Here is a 15,675-nt window from a genome sequence, read left to right on the forward strand (position 1 = left end):
CCGGATCGGCAGGACCTACAGCATGACCCAGTAGTCACGACGCATCTTGATCTGGCTCAAGACTGGGGCGTGATAAAGTCGCGACCTGCCTTTGCCACGTTTTGAGATGATCCTTGCGATGACCGATTTCCAGGAATACGACACCCGGCTCGAAGACTGGGAGGCCGTGCGCGCCGATACCGCCTTCAGCGGCCTGCTGGTGGGCAATGGGGCCAGCCGCGCGGTGTGGGACGATTTCGGCTATGACTCGCTGTTCGAAAACGCCCGCACCGTCGAGGAGAAACCCTTGAGCCCGTCGGAACTGAGCGTGTTCGACGCGATGCAGACCCGCAGTTTCGAACAGGTGCTCGGGGCACTGAAAACCACCAGTCGGGTCAACAAGGCCCTGGCCGTCAGCTCCGCCGCCCCGCGTAACCGCTATTACGCGATCAAGGAAGCGCTGATCAACACCGTGCACGCGGTGCACATCCCATGGCGGCTGGTGCAACCGTCGACCCTGGCGACGCTCAACCAGGAGCTGAGCCGCTACCGCACTGTGTTCACCACCAACTACGACCTGCTCAACTACTGGGCGATCCAGCATGGGGCCGAGACCATCAGCGACCTGTTCTTCGGCGACGATCACAGTTTCGACCTGAGCCAGGTGACCACGGACAAACCGCGCTTGCTGTACCTGCACGGTGGCCTGCACCTGGTGCGCAACCAGGACGGCACGGCGCGCAAGCTCACGTCCACCGAGGGCACTTTGCTGGGCAGTTTCGCCATCAACAACACGATCAAGACCCTCGACGACGTGCCGCTGTTCGTCAATGAAGGCCCCAGCGCCGACAAGCTCAAGACCATCCGCAGCAGCGATTACCTGTCGTTCTGCTACGACCAGTTGCTGCGCCATGGCGACAACCTGTGCCTGTTCGGCCATGCCCTGGGCGAGCAGGACCGGCACATTGTCCATGCCCTGCGCCTGGCCGCACCGAAAACCTTGGCGATTTCGATCTACCCGCGCAGCCAGGCGTTCATCCAGCACCAGAAACGGCATTACGCCAAGGTCTTCCATGGGCTGGAGGTGCAATTGCGCTTCTTCGATGCCAAGAGCCATCCGCTGGGCGATCCGAAGCTGTCGGTGCCGGTGGAGATTTAGCGTAAAGCCTGTATGGGTCACGACCCTATGGATTAGAGACAGGCTGGACTTGTGGCGAGGGGATTTATCCCCGCTGGGGTGCGCAGCAGCCCTCGAACATGACTACTCGGTGTGCCGGACAGACCGAGTTTTTCGCTTTTTAGGGAGCTGCGCGCCCAGCGGGGATAAATCCCCTCGCCACAGGATCGCAGCATTGCGTCGGTTGGTTTGCCGTCAAAGCGCGCCAAGGCCTTATCCCTGGCACCAACGATGTCGCAGCGCTACAGGGTGATGGCCGTGCCCAGCAAGGTCAGGAACCCCGCCAGCCAGTTCGGGTGCGCAGGCCAGGCCGGTGCGGTCGCCAGGTTGCCCTGGACATGGCCCTCGGTCACCGGAATGTCTATATAGGTCCCGCCCGCCAGGCGTACTTCCGGAGCACACGCCGGGTAGGCGCTGCATTCGCGTCCTTCAAGAATGCCTGCAGCGGCCAGCAATTGCGCACCGTGGCACACCGCGGCAATCGGCTTGCCCACCAAGTCGAAATCACGCACCAGTTGCAGGACCGCTTCGTCCAGGCGCAGGTATTCCGGCGCACGCCCACCCGGCACCAGCAGGGCGTCATAGTCAACGGCCTGGACACTGGCAAAATCATGATTGAGGGCAAACAAGTGCCCCGGCTTTTCGCTGTAGGTCTGGTCGCCTTCGAAATCGTGGATCGCCGTACGCACCGTCTGCCCGGCCTTTTTGCCCGGGCACACGGCATGTACGGTGTGACCGATCATCTGCAAGGCCTGGAATGGCACCATGACTTCATAATCTTCGACGTAATCGCCGACCAGCATCAGGATTTTCTTGGCGGCCATGGGTTGGGCTCCTTTGGAAATGCGTGAGGGGTGAACGCATTAAAGGTAGTCCGGTAAGTCGGCGGATGAGCGATAACCCGTCATTACCTGACGGGCTGCACAAAAATGAAGTGACAGGACAGTCTGTGGGAGCGAGCTTGCTCGCGATTCAGGCGATGGGGTTCTTTCAGGCACACCGCGTCATCGTTCCATCGCGAGCAAGCTCGCTCCCACAGGGGGGTTGGGTGCTAACAGTAGAACTCAGGCGAGATAACCATCCGCCCGCAGTAGCGTTTCCAGGCAGTGCTCGGTGATGTGGTAGAAGGCCTTGAGTGCTTCGATTTTTGCCAGCAGCTCGCAGGGATCCACAGGTTCGGCGCGCTTGACGGCCAGGATCATTTTGTTCTTGTTGGTGTGGTCCAGGGAGATGAACTCGAAGACCTTGGTCTCGTAGCCGCAGGCTTCCAGGAACAGCGCCCGCAAACTGTCGGTGACCATTTCCGCCTGCTGGCCCAGGTGCAGGCCGTATTGCAGCATCGGCTTGAGCAAGGCCGGGCTCTGGATCTGCAGGCGGATCTGCTTGTGGCAGCACGGCGAGCACATGATGATCGAGGCACCCGAGCGAATGCCCATGTGGATCGCGTAGTCGGTGGCGATGTCGCAGGCATGCAAGGCAATCATCACATCCACCGCGCTCGGCGCTACGCTGCGCACGTCGCCGTGCTGGAAGCTCAGGCCCGGGTGCTCCAGCCGCGCGGCGGCTTCGTTGCACAGCTTGACCATGTCCTCGCGCAGCTCGACACCGGTCACCACGCCTTCAGCCTGCAAGGTGTTGCGCAGGTAATCGTGGATAGCGAAGGTCAGGTAGCCCTTGCCCGAACCGAAATCCGAGACCCGCACCGGCTTGTCCAGGGCCAGTGGCGAAGACGTCAGCGCGTGGCTGAAGACCTCGATGAACTTGTTGATCTGCTTCCACTTGCGCGACATCGCCGGAATCAGCTCGTGCTTGTGGTTGGTCACGCCCAGGTCGGCCAAAAATGGCCGGCTCAGGTCGAGGAAGCGGTTCTTCTCGCGGTTGTGCTCGGCAGACGGCACTTCCCGCAGTTGCTGGGGCTTGCTCTTGAACAACGAGCTTTTGCCCTTTTTGCTGTACTCCAGTTGCGCCTCGTCAGTGACCGCCAGCAAATGCGCGTTCTTGAACGACGCTGGCAACAATGCGGCGATGGTGTCCACGCCTTCGGCCAGCGGGAAATTCTTGGTGATGTCGCGAGTCTTGTAGCGGTAGACGAAGGACAGGCACGGCTGATCCTTGACCGTCAGCTGCTTGATGATCAGTCGCTGGAGGTCCGCCTCATCCCCGACGTACTTGGCCAGCACCAGTTTGATGAAAGCGTTTTGTTCAAGGCTGGTGTGCAGCAGTTCGATGAACTGGGCGTGGTGATCCGGCGCGGGACGGGCTGGAGTTGCGGTGGCGGACATGGACAAGCGGCCTCGGGGCGGGCGGATCGGGAATGGCGGGTATTTTAGGGGGGATGGGGGATGACGGCACGGGGAATTTCATGTGGCGAGGGGATTTATCCCCGCTGGTCTGCGCAGCAGACCCAACCAGGCAATAAGGTATCCCTGCATAACCGATTGTCGGCTTTTTAGGGGGCCTACGGCCCAACGGGGATAAATCCCCTCGCCACAGATAAATTTCCCTCGCTACAACGGTGTCCGGCAGAAATTTATCTCAGCCCAGCACCACCAACCGATTCGGCAGCTCATTACGCTCATGAGTCACCGGCACATGTGCCTTGAGCAATTCGCCACAGGCCGCGATGCAAGTCACGAAGCCTTCCAGCGTCTGCCCCTGGCGAACCTGCTGGGTGAACGTCGCGACGATGGCGTCCCAGCATGTGTTGTCCAGGTGTTTGGAAATACCCTCATCGACGAGGATTTCCACATACCGCTCGGCCTCGCAGACAAAGATCAGCACGCCCGTGCTGCCCACGGTGTGGTGCAGGTTTTGCTCGAGAAATTGCCGGCGTGCCAGGTTGGAGGCCCGCCAGTGACGCACGGAACGGGGAATCAGGTGGGTGGTGATCCTTGGGATGCGAAACACCAGGCACAACACGATGAAACTGACCCACTGCACCAGCAACAGGCTGTGCAGGGCCAACCAACCGGTGAGGTAATGGACCGCGCCGGGCACCACCAGCGCCAGCAGGCTCGCCCATAGCAGTGGGATGTAAGCGTAGTCGTCGGCGCGGGCGGCCAGCACTGTGACCAGTTCGGCGTCGGTATGCTGCTCGACCCGGGCGATGGCCTCGGCGACCTTGCGTTGTTCGTGTTCAGTCAGTAATGCCATGGTTAAAAGTGCCTGCTCATTATTATTGTCACCAGCCGCCCGACGAACCGCCGCCCCCGAAACTGCCACCGCCACCGCTGAAGCCGCCACCGCCGCCTCCACCGCTGAAGCCGCCCCCACCGGCGCTGCCCGAACCGCTGGAGCCACCGCGCCCGGCCGGCAGGATACCGAGCATCTGGCAGACCGATATCGTCAAAATAAACAGGATCACCAGGAAGATGAACAGCCCGGCATGGCGCTCGACAAAATCGCCCTGCTCCTGCTGTCCGTCCGTACTGTAGGCCGGCGCCGGCTCGTCCAGCGGGCTGCCGCCCAGCACCACCAGCATCGCCGCGACGCCGTCGCTGATGCCTTTGTTGAAGTTGCCAGTCTTGAAGGCCGGCGTGATCACCTGGTTGATGATCACCGAACTCTGGGCATCGGTCAGGCGATCCTCCAGGCCGTAGCCCACCTCGATGCGCAGTTTACGGTCATCCCGGGCGACGATCAGCAGCGCGCCGTTGTTTTTATCCTTCTGCCCGATGCCCCAGTGGCGCCCCAGCTGATAGCCGAAATCTTCGATGCTGCTGCCCTGCAGGTCCGTCAGGGTCACGACCACCACCTGTTCGCCGGTCGCCTGTTCATGGGCCTTGAGCTGCGTCTCCAGTTGTGCGCGCACCGAAGGGTCGAGCATCTGGGCGGTGTCCACCACACGCCCGGTCAACGCTGGAAACTTCAATTCGGCCTGTGCCGTGACTGCAAACACCCAGAGCAACAGCACCAGGCCAATTTTCAACACGCGCATTGGAACTCCTGTGTGGGAGCGAGCTTGCTCGCGATAGCGGTGGGTCAGCTTGCAGCAATGCTGAATGTGCCGCCGCCATCGCGAGCAAGCTCGCTCCCACAACGCTTCAAACTGCCGGATTGATCAAAACTTCACTTCAGGGGCTTTTTCGGCATCGGGGCTGGTGGCCTCGAACGTTTCGCGCAGCGGCAGGTCGCTGTACATCACGCTGTGCCACAGGCGGCCCGGGAACGTACGGATCTCGGTGTTGTACTTCTGCACCGCCAGGATGAAGTCGCGGCGTGCCACGGCGATGCGGTTCTCGGTGCCTTCGAGCTGCGATTGCAGCGCCAGGAAATTCTGGTTGGCCTTGAGGTCCGGATAACGCTCGGACACCACCATCAGCCGGCTCAAGGCGCCGGTCAACTGGTCCTGGGCCTGTTGGAACTGCTTGAGTTTTTCCGGGTTGTCCAAGGTACTGGCGTCCACCTGGATCGACGTGGCCTTGGCCCGCGCCTCGATCACCGCGGTGAGGGTTTCCTGCTCGTGCTGGGCGTAGCCCTTGACGGTTTCCACCAGGTTGGGAATCAGGTCGGCACGGCGCTGGTACTGGTTCTGCACCTGGCCCCAGGCGGCCTTGGCCTGTTCGTCCAGGGTCGGAATGTTGTTGATGCCACAACCGGCCAGCAGCGTAGCGAACAGCATCAGGGCCAGCATTCGCAGGCCGGTGCGGTGGTTCAGTCGTAGATTCATCGGGTGACGCTCTCCGTTGCATGCATTGGGTAAAACACTGCCACCTATCTCACCGGCGTCTGGGGCATAATCTGCCGCCGCACTGGATTGAATCGGGTCGATGGGCTAAAAGATGCGCAGTGCGAAACTAAGTTCAGCCCAATGGGTTCGAAAGTGTGCTGTATTTAGCCGAACAACAATAGCCGCTCCTCACATTTTGGCTGACCGGCGTGTCCTGATCACCGCCCTTTAGGCTTGCGAGAAAACTATTCATGAAGAAGCTGTGTTTGCTGGGCCTGTTTGTCAGTCTGGCCAGTCAATCCGTATTAGCCGACAACCTGCCCGCCCCCATAGAGAACAAGGACGCGTTCATCAGCAACCTGATGAAGCAAATGACTCTCGAAGAGAAGATCGGCCAATTGCGCCTGATCAGTATCGGCCCGGAAATGCCCCGGGAGATGATTCGCAAGGAAATCGCCGCCGGCAACATCGGCGGCACGTTCAACTCCATCACTCGCGATGAGAACCGTCCGATGCAGGACGCGGCCATGCGCAGTCGGTTGAAGATCCCGATGTTCTTCGCCTATGACGTGATCCACGGCCACCGCACGATTTTCCCGATCCCCCTGGCCCTGGCCTCGAGCTGGGACATGGACGCCATCTACCACTCCGGGCGCATCGCCGCCCAGGAAGCCGCGGCCGACAGCCTGGACATTACCTTCGCGCCCATGGTCGACATTTCCCGCGACCCACGTTGGGGCCGGACCTCCGAAGGTTTCGGCGAGGACACCTACCTGGTGTCGCGCATCGCCGGGGTGATGGTCAAGGCCTTCCAGGGCAACGGCGCCAACGCGGCCGACAGCATCATGGCCAGCGTCAAGCACTTCGCCCTCTACGGCGCAGTGGAAGGCGGCCGGGACTACAACACCGTGGACATGAGTCCGCTGAAAATGTACCAGGACTACCTGCCGCCCTACCGCGCCGCCATCGACGCCGGAGCCGGCGGGGTGATGGTCGCGCTGAACTCCATCAACGGCGTGCCGGCCACCGCCAACACCTGGCTGATGAACGACCTGCTGCGCAAGGAATGGGGCTTCAAGGGCCTGGCGGTCAGCGACCACGGCGCCATCTTCGAACTGATCAAGCACGGCGTCGCCAAGGACGGTCGCGAAGCGGCGAAACTGGCGATCAAGGCCGGCATCGACATGAGCATGAACGACTCGCTCTACGGCAAGGAACTGCCCGGGCTGCTCAAGGCCGGCGAGATCGAACAGAGCGACATCGACAACGCCGTGCGCGAAGTGCTCGCGGCCAAATACGACATGGGCCTGTTCAAGGATCCGTACCTGCGCATCGGCAAGGCCGAGGACGACCCGGCCGACACCTACGCCGAAAGCCGCCTGCACCGCGCCGATGCCCGTGACGTGGCACGCCGCAGCCTGGTCCTGCTGGAAAACCGCAACCAGACCCTGCCCCTGAAGAAGACCGCCAGGATCGCCCTGGTCGGCCCGCTGGCCAAGGCACCGATCGACATGATGGGCAGTTGGGCCGCGGCCGGGCGCCCTGCGCAATCGGTCACCCTGTTCGATGGCATGACCCGCGCCCTGGGGGCTGAGTCGAAGCTGATCTACGCCCGAGGGGCCAACATCACCGCCGACAAGAAGGTGCTCGACTACCTGAATTTCCTCAACTTCGATGCCCCGGAAGTGGTGGATGACCCACGTCCGGCCCAGGTGCTGATCGACGAAGCGGTGCAAGCCGCCAAGGATGCCGATGTGGTGGTGGCCGCCGTGGGTGAGTCCCGTGGCATGTCCCATGAGTCGTCGAGCCGTACCGAACTGAACATCCCGGCCAGCCAACGCGAGCTGATCAAGGCCATGAAGGCCACCGGCAAGCCGCTGGTGCTGGTGCTGATGAATGGCCGTCCGCTGTCGTTGCTGGAAGAAAAGCAGCAGGCCGATGCGATCCTGGAAACCTGGTTCAGCGGCACCGAAGGTGGCAACGCCATCGCGGACGTGCTGTTCGGCGACTACAACCCGTCGGGCAAGCTGCCGATCACCTTCCCACGCTCGGTGGGGCAGATTCCGACCTACTACAACCACCTGAGCATTGGCCGGCCGTTCACGCCGGGCAAGCCGGGCAACTACACCTCGCAATACTTCGATGACACCACCGGTCCCCTCTACCCGTTCGGCTACGGCCTGAGCTACACCGAGTTCAGCTTGTCGGACATGGCCTTGTCATCGACCACGCTGAATAAGACCGGTAAGCTCGATGCCAGCGTGACCCTGGAAAACACCGGCAAGCGTGACGGCGAAACCGTGGTGCAGTTGTACATCCAGGACGTGACCGGCTCGATCATTCGCCCGGTGAAAGAGCTGAAGAACTTCCGCAAGGTAATGCTCAAGGCCGGCGAGAAGAAAGTCATCCACTTCACCATCACCGAAGACGACCTGAAGTTCTACAACGCCCAACTCAAGTACGGGGCAGAACCGGGCAAGTTCAACGTGCAGATCGGCCTGGATTCCCAGGACGTGAAGCAGCAGAGTTTTGAGTTGCTCTGACCTTCAGGCCACGCAAAACCCATGTGGGAGCGAGCTTGCTCGCGATATCGGCTTAACATTCAACTGAGATGTTGACTGTCGGACCGCCATCGCGAGCAAGCTCGCTCCCACAGTTGTATCTGGGTGCTTGAGCTAACCGCGTCGATCCAACAGATTCACCACCACCCGATCCACCAACCCCCACACCCGCTGCTTGAACCGCTTCCACAGCGGTCGGCGCTGCCAGGCGTCGAGGTTGACTTGCAGGCTCTGGGCGAAATCCCGTTCGAAACTGGCCGCCACGGCGCTGCTGAGCCTGGAATCCAGGGCTTCCAGATTGGCCTCCAGGTTGAAGCGCAGGTTCCAGTGATCGAAATTGCAGGAGCCGATGCTGACCCAATCATCCACCAACACCATTTTCAGGTGCAGGAAACACGGCTGGTATTCGAAAATCTGCACGCCGGCCCTGAGCAATCGCGGGTAGTAACGGTGCCCGGCGTAGCGCACGGACGGGTGGTCGGTGCGCGGACCGGTCAGCAGCAGGCGTACGTCGATGCCCCGGGCGGCGGCCTTGCGCAAGGAGCGGCGCACGTTCCAGGTCGGCAGGAAATACGGCGTCGCCATCCAGATGCGCTTCTGGCCGCTGTTCAACGCCCGGGACAGCGATTGCAGGATGTCGCGGTGCTGGCGGGCGTCGGCATACGCCACCCGGCCCATGCCCTCCCCCGCCGGCGGGACGCGGGGCAGGCGCGGCAGGCCGAAGTTGGACGCCGGTTTCCAGGCTCGACGATGGCGGTTGGCGAGCCACTGGCGGTCGAACAGCAATTGCCAGTCGAGCACCAGCGGGCCGACGATTTCCACCATCACCTCATGCCAGTCGCTGTGGTCGTCGAGAGGATTCCAGAATTCATCGGTCACCCCGGTGCCACCGACCACGGCCAGGCGTTGGTCCACCAAGAGCAGCTTGCGGTGATCCCGATAAAGGTTGCGCACCCAGCGGCGCCAGCTAAGGCGATTGTAGAAGCGCAACTCCACCCCGGCCTCGGTCAGGCGCTTGCGCAGGGCCAGGGTAAACGCCAGGCTGCCATAGTCATCGAACAGGCAGCGCACGCGAACGCCCCGCTCGGCGGCCTGCACCAGTGCCTGGACCATCGCCTCGGCGCAGGCCCCCGCCTCCACCAGGTACAGCTCCAGCTCGACCTGCTCCTGGGCACGGGCGATTTCCACCAGCATGCGTGGGAAGAACTGTGGGCCGTCGATCAACAGCTCGAAGCGATTGCCTTCACGCCAGGGAAAGACCGGGCCGCTCATGTCAGCGCGCCGTGAAGATCAGCACCGCACTCACCGGCACCGACAGGCTGATGGCCGACAACCCGGCCAGGTGGCGCAGCTTTTCCAGACCCGGCGCCAGATCGAAATCCGCCGCGTTGAGCACCACCGGCTCCAAAGTCACCACTTGGAAGCGACGTTCATCCAGGCGAGTCGCCAGCAGTTCGACGGGGTACTCATGCTGCTTGCCGTGCAGGTTCACCGTCAGCGGCAGGCGCAACTCCAACTGTGCGCCATTGGCCAGGTCCTGGATCGGCGCCAGGTCGATCCTGGCGGTAACGGTGGCTTCGGCGAATTGCTTGATCTGGAACAACTCGGCGCGCATGCGCTCGTCCCGCAGGGGGATGCCGCTGTTGATGGATTCCAGCTCCACTTCCAGGCGCGCCAAGCCGTCGGGCTGGACTTGGCCGTGCAGCACCAGGAACCGCTGGACCTCGGAAACGTTGCCGTTTTTGCTGCTGATAAACGACAGCCGCGACGATTCGCCGTCCAGGTACCAGTCGGCCTGGGCCGGCAACGCTGCGCAGGCCAGCAGCAAGCTGGCGACGGCGCGAGGGGAAAACCGCTTGAACATACACACTCGGGGGGCAGATAAACCTGTGGCGAACCTTAACCGGGCCGAGGGCGCTTGCAAACAGTCTGTTTCAACAACTGTACCTGCTCGCCACAACAGCGGTCGTTGCAGGACAATCTCAAGGCTCCAACCGACACCCCTGCCGCTCCCCCAGCCATTGCGCACTGTTGCTGCGCCCCAATCCACTGACGGTGACGCGCTTGGCTTCAGGGGTTTCGAGAAAAGCGCGGGTGGGCACTGACTGCTTCACATAACCCCGACAATACTCGGCCGGTTGCTGCATCACATAGCGGCATGAGCAGTATTCCTTGGCGGTGTAGGCGCTGATGATGTCGGGGAAGGCCCGCAATGCCACCCGCTCCAGCCAGACCCAACTGAACAGGGCAATAAGCAGCACCGACAGCAAGGTAAGCAAGATTTTGCGCCTCATGGCTGCACCTTCCCGGCGAACGCCGCCATGGCGCGCTTGAGCAGTTCGTTATGGCGATAGCTCCCGTCGCGGTCGTCGCCGTAGCGCACGATCACCAGTCTGGCGCTGGGGATGACGTACAGCGCCTGGCCCCAATGGCCCAGCGCGGCGAAGGTATCCGGCGGCGCATCGGGCCAGGGGTGGAGCCCCGGATCGGCGCCGCGGTTGAGCCACCAGTGCCCGCCCGGCACGGCTTCGTCCTGGTCGGCCTGGAAGTGCACGAACGGTTCGCGGCTGAACGCGACCCAATTCTCGGGGATCAGTTGCCGTTCGCCCCAGCGGCCGTCCCGTTGCATCAACAACCCGACACGCGCCAGATCCCGCGCCGTGAGGTAGGCATAGGACGATCCCACGAACGTGCCGCTGGCGTCGGTTTCCCAAGTAGCGTGGCGGATGCCCAGGGGCTCGAACAGGGCCGTCCAGGGATAATCGGGATAACGTGCCGCACCGACGATGTTTTTCAGGGCCGCCGCCAACAGGTTGCTGTCACCGCTGGAATAACGAAACGCCTGCCCCGGGGGGCTGAAGCTTTCATGCCGTGCGGTAAACGCCGCCATGTCATGACGCCCGCGGGTATAGAGCATCGCCACCACCGAGGACTTGAGCGGCGCGTATTCGTAGTCCTCCTGCCAGTCCAGGCCGGACGCCCAGTGGAAAAGATCGGCCAGGGTCAGGCCAGGATGCCGGTTCAGGGGTGGGTAGTACTTGACTGCCGGATCGTCCAGGGCAAAGCGCTGTTCACCGTAGGCCACGCCGAACACCGTCGCCAGCAGGCTTTTGCTGATGGACCAGGTCAGGTGCGGCGTCTGGACGGTGGTCGGCCCGGCGTAGCGTTCATAGACCAGTCGACCGTCCTGGATCACCAGCAGCGCATCGGTGCGGATGCCCTCACGGCTGGCATCGTCCCGGAGTGGGAAGGCGTATTGTTCCAGGGCTTCGATGGCCGGCCCGCTCGGGGTCGGGCCGCTTGGCCATTGCTCGCCGGGCCAGTCTTCGGCCTGGACGCTCAGGTTGAGTATCAGCAGCGGGATCAGGAACCAGCCTTTGGACATGCTTGGGGCTCACAGGGTTTAACCTTCAGAGCCTATGCAGACTTGATGACAATTTGAGTTTGTGTGCCCCCTGTGGGAGCGAGCTTGCTCGCGATAGCGGAGTGTCAGCCAACATCATTGTCGCTGATCCAGCGCTATCGCGAGCAAGCTCGCTCCCACAAGGGATGGTCGTTTGGAGGGTTATCCCAACGCCTTGGCCAACCGCTTGGCCCGGGCCCCCGCCGCAAGGTCCATCACCCCTTTATCCCGCGTCCACATCTCGCGCCAGGCCGCAGGCCCGGCGGCCAGGGCAGCGTCGAGTTCGCCGTCGAGCCCTTGGAACTGGGCGAACAACCCGCCCAGCAGCACATGCCCGACAGGGCTGGAAGGGTTGTGGCGACTCACCTCCGCGCAGCCGGCAAGCAACGCCAGCAGGCGCAGTTGCAACACCTGGGGCCAGGCACATTCCTGCCCGACGCCATACAACCAGGCCGCCATCGCACTGAGTACATAAAGGTCTTCCAGGGTGCGGAACGGCTTGACGTAGGCGTCCCAGCCATCACCGGCCAGCAACTCGCACAGCGCGCCTTCGAGCCGCACGCGGCCATGGCTGATGTCCGGCATCAGGCCCATGGCGGGGAGTTTTTCCAGGGTCACGCCGGGCTCGCCCGCATAGGCCACTGCCAGGTTCAGCCGTGGCGTTTCGCCGGGCGCTTCGCTGCGAGCGGCAATCAGCAGCCACTCGGCGGCGTCGCCAGCGGTGACGAAATCCTTGCGTCCGCTCAGGCGCAAGTCGTCGAGGCGGGTTTGCATGTCCGCCGGGCGCAGGCTGCGTTGTTCGGTGGCACACAGGGCGCCAAGGCTCTGGGGCGCGCTCGGCCAAAGCACCCGCAGCGCCGCCTGGTACCCCACCAGGAACGCCAGCCCCGGCGTGGCCATCGAGCGAGCCCCGACCACGGCCAACTCGAACGGCGTCACCGGCCCCAGGCGTTGCAACAACGCGGCATAACCTTCAGCCAGATCCGGATAAGTGGGCAGGCGCTCGCCACGTTCGATCAGGGTGTGCCAGGGCATGAGAGGGGCTCCTTGAAGGCTGTCATATAAGCATCACCAAAGCTTCATGGCGATGACACCGGGGCTACATAGCCTGACTTTGCACAACATGGCTGCATAAAGAAAGTCGACAGGCTGCAACTGAACAGCCCGCACGGAGATTCGCTATGACCCAGATCGCCCGCATCAGCGACACCGGCAATGAACGCCGCCTGCAAGCCGAACGCCTGATCGGCGCCCACGCCTTGCAAGAAGCCCAGGCCCTGCGCTTCAACGTCTTCAGCGGCGAATTCAACGCCAAGCTCAAAGGCGCGGAAGTGGGTCTGGACATGGATGACTATGATGTTCACTGCGCCCACATCGGCGTACGCGACCTGAACACCGGCCGCCTCGTGGCGACCACGCGTCTGCTCGACCACCAGGCCGCCAGCAGCCTGGGCCGGTTCTACAGCGAAGAAGAATTCAGCCTCCACGGCTTGGTCCATCTCAAGGGCCCGATCCTGGAAATCGGCCGTACCTGCGTCGACCCGGCCTACCGCAACGGCGGCACCATCGCGGTGCTCTGGGGCGAACTGGCCGAAGTCCTGAACGAAGGCGGCTACAGCTACCTGATGGGCTGCGCAAGCATTCCGATGCAGGATGGCGGCATTCAGGCCCAGGCAATCATGCAGCGCCTGCGCGAACGCTACCTGTGCACCGAACACCTGCAAGCCGTGCCGAAAAAACCGTTGCCGACCTTGGACGTGCCGTCCAACGTGATCGCCGAAATGCCACCGCTGCTCAAGGCCTACATGCGCCTGGGCGCGAAAATTTGCGGTGAGCCGTGCTGGGACGAGGACTTCCAGGTGGCCGACGTGTTCATCCTGCTCAAGCGCGACGAACTCTGCCCGCGCTACGCCCGCCACTTCAAGGCAGCCGTGTGATGAGCCGGCTGCGGGTGTACGCGCGTATCGCGCGAGTCTTGCTGGTGGTGACCCTGGGCCTGAGCATGGCCAGCGTGTTCGGCCTGTTCGAACGCCTTGGGGTCGCCAACTCGATGGTCCGTCGCCAGCGCTGGTCGCGGTTCTTCATGGCGCGGCTGAGCCATGCCCTGCCCTTTTCAGTCACTGTCCACGGTCAACTGCCGCAACGGCCGATGCTGTGGGTCAGTAACCATGTGTCCTGGACCGACATCCCGTTGCTGGGCATGCTCACACCGATGTCATTCCTGTCCAAGGCCGAAGTGCGCACCTGGCCGGTGGCCGGATGGCTGGCCGCCAAGGCCGGCAGCCTGTTTATCCGGCGCGGGTCGGGTGACAGCCAACTGATCCGCAAACAAATGAGCCGCCACCTGGAACAGGCCCATCCGCTGCTGATGTTCCCGGAAGGCACCACCACCGATGGCCGATCCCTGCGCACGTTCCATGGGCGCTTGTTGTCTGCCGCCATTGATGCCGATGTGGCGTTGCAGCCGGTGGCGATCCGTTACCTGCGCGACGGTGAGCCGGATTCGCTGGCACCGTTCATTGGCGATGATGATTTGCTGTCGCACCTGATGCGCCTGTTCGCCCATGATCGGGGCGACGTGCACATTCACCTGCTGGAACCGATTGCCTGCCACGGCCAGGAACGCGCGGCCCTGGCGTTCCAGGCGCAACAGGCGGTGCACAAGGCGTTGTTCGGAACGATACCCGAGAAACAGCAAGCGCCAATGCGGCCTGCCATCGCGGCTTGAACCGGATCTTGTGGAGATCCCTTGTGGGAGCGAGCTTGCTCGCGATAGCGGCTTAACATTCAGCAGATGAGCTGGCTGATAGACCGCTATCGCGAGCAAGCTCGCTCCCACAACTAGATCTGCGGCGTGACTTGGTTTTGGGCAAAATCCTGAAGCTGAGGGTAGAACAAGCCGAAGTCTTCGCTCAGCGGCTCATAAAGCTCGATCAACTCCGCCATCGCCCCGGCCAGTTCCTCGGGCCGGGACAGGCGGCGGGAAATGCCGCGCAGTACCTGCCCCAGCACGTCGAATTCCCGATAAGACCCCAGCCAGTCATCCGCCGCCATATACGGCGCGATCTGTGCCAGGCGCCCTGGCAACTGCGGTTCGGTGCGCAGTATCTGGTAGACACGGGACGTGAAATCCACCAGCGGTCCTTCGCCGTACAACGCCCAGTCCCGGGCCAGGCAGTGGTCGAAAAACACGTCGAGCACGATCCCGGCATAGCGCCGTCGCACCGTGGAAAAACGCGACAGGGCAATGTCCACCAAGGGATGGCGGTCGGTGTACATGTCGATGCGCCGATGCAGGGCAATCGCCGCTTCGATCTGCGGATCGTACTGCCCTTGCAACGGCCCTTTGACGAAGTCGCCGTAGAGGCTGCCGAGCAGTTGTTCCCGGCCAGGGCCGCCGAGGTGCAGGTGCGCGAGATAATTCATGGCCCGCAGCTTAGCACTCCCGCGCCCATATCGTTATAACCCGATATAGCGATTTGTTCGGCATTCAGATCAAATCCATATTGGTGTATCGCGAAATAACGATTTAAGGTTCGCTCTATCGCGATATAGCGTTTTACTCACTTGAGCTTGCCACCCATGACCCTCGACCTCGACGAAATAATAAAAGCCCTGGCGCACCCAGTACGGCGAGACATCCTCAACTGGCTCAAAGACCCCAAGGTCCAGTTCCCCGAGCAGTTGCACAACCACGAGTTCGGCATTTGCGCCGGGCAGATCGACCAGCGTTGCGGCCTGTCGCAATCCACGGTGTCTGCGCACTTGGCGGTGTTGCAACGGGCGGGGCTGATCACCAGCCAGAAGGTCGGTCAATGGCACTTCTTCAAACGCAACGAGGAAACGATCCAGCAGTTCCTCAAGCAAATGAGCCAAGAGCTCTGAC

The 15,675-nt window shown here is 62.3% G+C and carries 16 protein-coding genes; 5 read left to right on the forward strand and 11 right to left on the reverse strand.

What is annotated here, in order from left to right; genetic code table 11:
• Window positions 1–118: 118 nt before the first annotated feature.
• On the forward strand, window positions 119–1,138 hold the full coding sequence (locus BLU85_RS25225; protein WP_092204398.1) for a DUF4917 family protein: 1,020 nt from the start codon (window positions 119–121) through the stop codon (window positions 1,136–1,138).
• A gap of 260 nt (window positions 1,139–1,398) precedes the next feature.
• Here BLU85_RS25225 and BLU85_RS25230 read toward each other — a convergent pair whose 3' ends face one another.
• The 5 genes from BLU85_RS25230 to BLU85_RS25250 form a co-directional block, all read right to left on the reverse strand.
• The gene (locus tag BLU85_RS25230) at window positions 1,399–1,980 is read right to left on the reverse strand and encodes a DJ-1/PfpI family protein (RefSeq protein ID WP_092204397.1); all 582 of its coding nucleotides are present in this window, start codon (window positions 1,978–1,980) and stop codon (window positions 1,399–1,401) included.
• A 240-nt stretch (window positions 1,981–2,220) separates the two neighbouring features.
• Window positions 2,221–3,438 carry a class I SAM-dependent methyltransferase gene (locus BLU85_RS25235; protein WP_092204396.1) on the reverse strand — a complete coding sequence of 406 codons (1,218 nt, stop codon included), beginning with the start codon at window positions 3,436–3,438 and terminating at the stop codon, window positions 2,221–2,223.
• Between the two features lie 253 nt (window positions 3,439–3,691).
• On the reverse strand, window positions 3,692–4,309 hold the full coding sequence (locus BLU85_RS25240; RefSeq protein WP_092204395.1) for a TPM domain-containing protein: 618 nt from the start codon (window positions 4,307–4,309) through the stop codon (window positions 3,692–3,694).
• Between the two features lie 28 nt (window positions 4,310–4,337).
• Window positions 4,338–5,093, reverse strand: a complete 756-nt coding sequence (locus tag BLU85_RS25245) for a TPM domain-containing protein (RefSeq protein ID WP_092204394.1) — start codon at window positions 5,091–5,093, stop codon at window positions 4,338–4,340.
• A gap of 123 nt (window positions 5,094–5,216) precedes the next feature.
• Window positions 5,217–5,825 carry a LemA family protein gene (locus BLU85_RS25250; protein ID WP_092204393.1) on the reverse strand — a complete coding sequence of 203 codons (609 nt, stop codon included), beginning with the start codon at window positions 5,823–5,825 and terminating at the stop codon, window positions 5,217–5,219.
• A 251-nt stretch (window positions 5,826–6,076) separates the two neighbouring features.
• On the opposite strand from BLU85_RS25250, the gene bglX reads away from it, so the two are divergent.
• A complete protein-coding gene (gene bglX, locus BLU85_RS25255) occupies window positions 6,077–8,368 on the forward strand; it encodes a beta-glucosidase BglX (RefSeq protein ID WP_092204392.1) in 2,292 nt (763 codons plus the stop codon).
• 132 nt (window positions 8,369–8,500) lie between these two features.
• Here the strand turns inward: bglX and BLU85_RS25260 are convergent, their stop codons facing one another.
• From BLU85_RS25260 to BLU85_RS25280, 5 genes are all read right to left on the reverse strand, one after another.
• Complete coding sequence (locus BLU85_RS25260) at window positions 8,501–9,658, reverse strand: phospholipase D-like domain-containing protein (protein ID WP_092204391.1); 1,158 nt, start codon at window positions 9,656–9,658, stop codon at window positions 8,501–8,503.
• A gap of 1 nt (window position 9,659) precedes the next feature.
• Complete coding sequence (locus tag BLU85_RS25265; protein WP_092204390.1) at window positions 9,660–10,250, reverse strand: YceI family protein; 591 nt, start codon at window positions 10,248–10,250, stop codon at window positions 9,660–9,662.
• A 118-nt stretch (window positions 10,251–10,368) separates the two neighbouring features.
• Window positions 10,369–10,680 carry an amidase gene (locus tag BLU85_RS25270; RefSeq protein WP_092204389.1) on the reverse strand — a complete coding sequence of 104 codons (312 nt, stop codon included), beginning with the start codon at window positions 10,678–10,680 and terminating at the stop codon, window positions 10,369–10,371.
• Window positions 10,677–11,771: a serine hydrolase domain-containing protein gene (locus tag BLU85_RS25275; RefSeq protein WP_092204388.1), complete on the reverse strand. Its 1,095-nt coding sequence runs from the start codon at window positions 11,769–11,771 to the stop codon at window positions 10,677–10,679. The genes BLU85_RS25270 and BLU85_RS25275 overlap by 4 nt, the downstream gene beginning before the upstream one ends.
• Window positions 11,772–11,951: 180 nt before the next feature.
• A complete protein-coding gene (locus tag BLU85_RS25280; protein WP_092204387.1) occupies window positions 11,952–12,824 on the reverse strand; it encodes an acyl-CoA dehydrogenase middle domain-containing protein in 873 nt (290 codons plus the stop codon).
• A 146-nt stretch (window positions 12,825–12,970) separates the two neighbouring features.
• Here BLU85_RS25280 and olsB point away from each other — a divergent pair, with 146 nt between their 5' ends.
• Both olsB and BLU85_RS25290 read left to right on the forward strand, forming a co-directional pair.
• Entirely contained in the window at window positions 12,971–13,726 is a 756-nt protein-coding gene (gene olsB / locus BLU85_RS25285; RefSeq protein WP_092204386.1) for an L-ornithine N(alpha)-acyltransferase, read from the forward strand.
• Window positions 13,726–14,517 carry a lysophospholipid acyltransferase family protein gene (locus BLU85_RS25290; protein WP_092204385.1) on the forward strand — a complete coding sequence of 264 codons (792 nt, stop codon included), beginning with the start codon at window positions 13,726–13,728 and terminating at the stop codon, window positions 14,515–14,517. The genes olsB and BLU85_RS25290 overlap by 1 nt, the downstream gene beginning before the upstream one ends.
• A gap of 113 nt (window positions 14,518–14,630) precedes the next feature.
• On the opposite strand, the gene BLU85_RS25295 is transcribed toward BLU85_RS25290, so the two are convergent.
• On the reverse strand, window positions 14,631–15,215 hold the full coding sequence (locus tag BLU85_RS25295) for an acyl carrier protein phosphodiesterase (RefSeq protein WP_092204384.1): 585 nt from the start codon (window positions 15,213–15,215) through the stop codon (window positions 14,631–14,633).
• A gap of 156 nt (window positions 15,216–15,371) precedes the next feature.
• On the opposite strand from BLU85_RS25295, the gene BLU85_RS25300 reads away from it, so the two are divergent.
• Window positions 15,372–15,674, forward strand: a complete 303-nt coding sequence (locus BLU85_RS25300) for an ArsR/SmtB family transcription factor (RefSeq protein WP_092204383.1) — start codon at window positions 15,372–15,374, stop codon at window positions 15,672–15,674.
• The last annotated feature ends 1 nt before the right edge of the window (window position 15,675 follow it).

Source organism: Pseudomonas sp. NFACC14 (assembly GCF_900106885.1).
In the GTDB taxonomy this organism is placed as follows: domain Bacteria; phylum Pseudomonadota; class Gammaproteobacteria; order Pseudomonadales; family Pseudomonadaceae; genus Aquipseudomonas; species Aquipseudomonas fluorescens_AA.

Excerpts from the sequence above, each read along its gene's own strand:
- BLU85_RS25225 (WP_092204398.1), top strand. The coding sequence starts at position 119 with ATGACCGATTTCCAGGAATACGACACCCGGCTCGAAGACTGGGAGGCC.
- BLU85_RS25230 (WP_092204397.1), bottom strand. The coding sequence starts at position 1,980 with ATGGCCGCCAAGAAAATCCTGATGCTGGTCGGCGATTACGTCGAAGAT.
- BLU85_RS25235 (WP_092204396.1), bottom strand. The coding sequence starts at position 3,438 with ATGTCCGCCACCGCAACTCCAGCCCGTCCCGCGCCGGATCACCACGCC.
- BLU85_RS25240 (WP_092204395.1), bottom strand. The coding sequence starts at position 4,309 with ATGGCATTACTGACTGAACACGAACAACGCAAGGTCGCCGAGGCCATC.
- BLU85_RS25245 (WP_092204394.1), bottom strand. The coding sequence starts at position 5,093 with ATGCGCGTGTTGAAAATTGGCCTGGTGCTGTTGCTCTGGGTGTTTGCA.
- BLU85_RS25250 (WP_092204393.1), bottom strand. The coding sequence starts at position 5,825 with ATGAATCTACGACTGAACCACCGCACCGGCCTGCGAATGCTGGCCCTG.
- bglX (WP_092204392.1), top strand. The coding sequence starts at position 6,077 with ATGAAGAAGCTGTGTTTGCTGGGCCTGTTTGTCAGTCTGGCCAGTCAA.
- BLU85_RS25260 (WP_092204391.1), bottom strand. The coding sequence starts at position 9,658 with ATGAGCGGCCCGGTCTTTCCCTGGCGTGAAGGCAATCGCTTCGAGCTG.
- BLU85_RS25265 (WP_092204390.1), bottom strand. The coding sequence starts at position 10,250 with ATGTTCAAGCGGTTTTCCCCTCGCGCCGTCGCCAGCTTGCTGCTGGCC.
- BLU85_RS25270 (WP_092204389.1), bottom strand. The coding sequence starts at position 10,680 with ATGAGGCGCAAAATCTTGCTTACCTTGCTGTCGGTGCTGCTTATTGCC.
- BLU85_RS25275 (WP_092204388.1), bottom strand. The coding sequence starts at position 11,771 with ATGTCCAAAGGCTGGTTCCTGATCCCGCTGCTGATACTCAACCTGAGC.
- BLU85_RS25280 (WP_092204387.1), bottom strand. The coding sequence starts at position 12,824 with ATGCCCTGGCACACCCTGATCGAACGTGGCGAGCGCCTGCCCACTTAT.
- olsB (WP_092204386.1), top strand. The coding sequence starts at position 12,971 with ATGACCCAGATCGCCCGCATCAGCGACACCGGCAATGAACGCCGCCTG.
- BLU85_RS25290 (WP_092204385.1), top strand. The coding sequence starts at position 13,726 with ATGAGCCGGCTGCGGGTGTACGCGCGTATCGCGCGAGTCTTGCTGGTG.
- BLU85_RS25295 (WP_092204384.1), bottom strand. The coding sequence starts at position 15,215 with ATGAATTATCTCGCGCACCTGCACCTCGGCGGCCCTGGCCGGGAACAA.
- BLU85_RS25300 (WP_092204383.1), top strand. The coding sequence starts at position 15,372 with ATGACCCTCGACCTCGACGAAATAATAAAAGCCCTGGCGCACCCAGTA.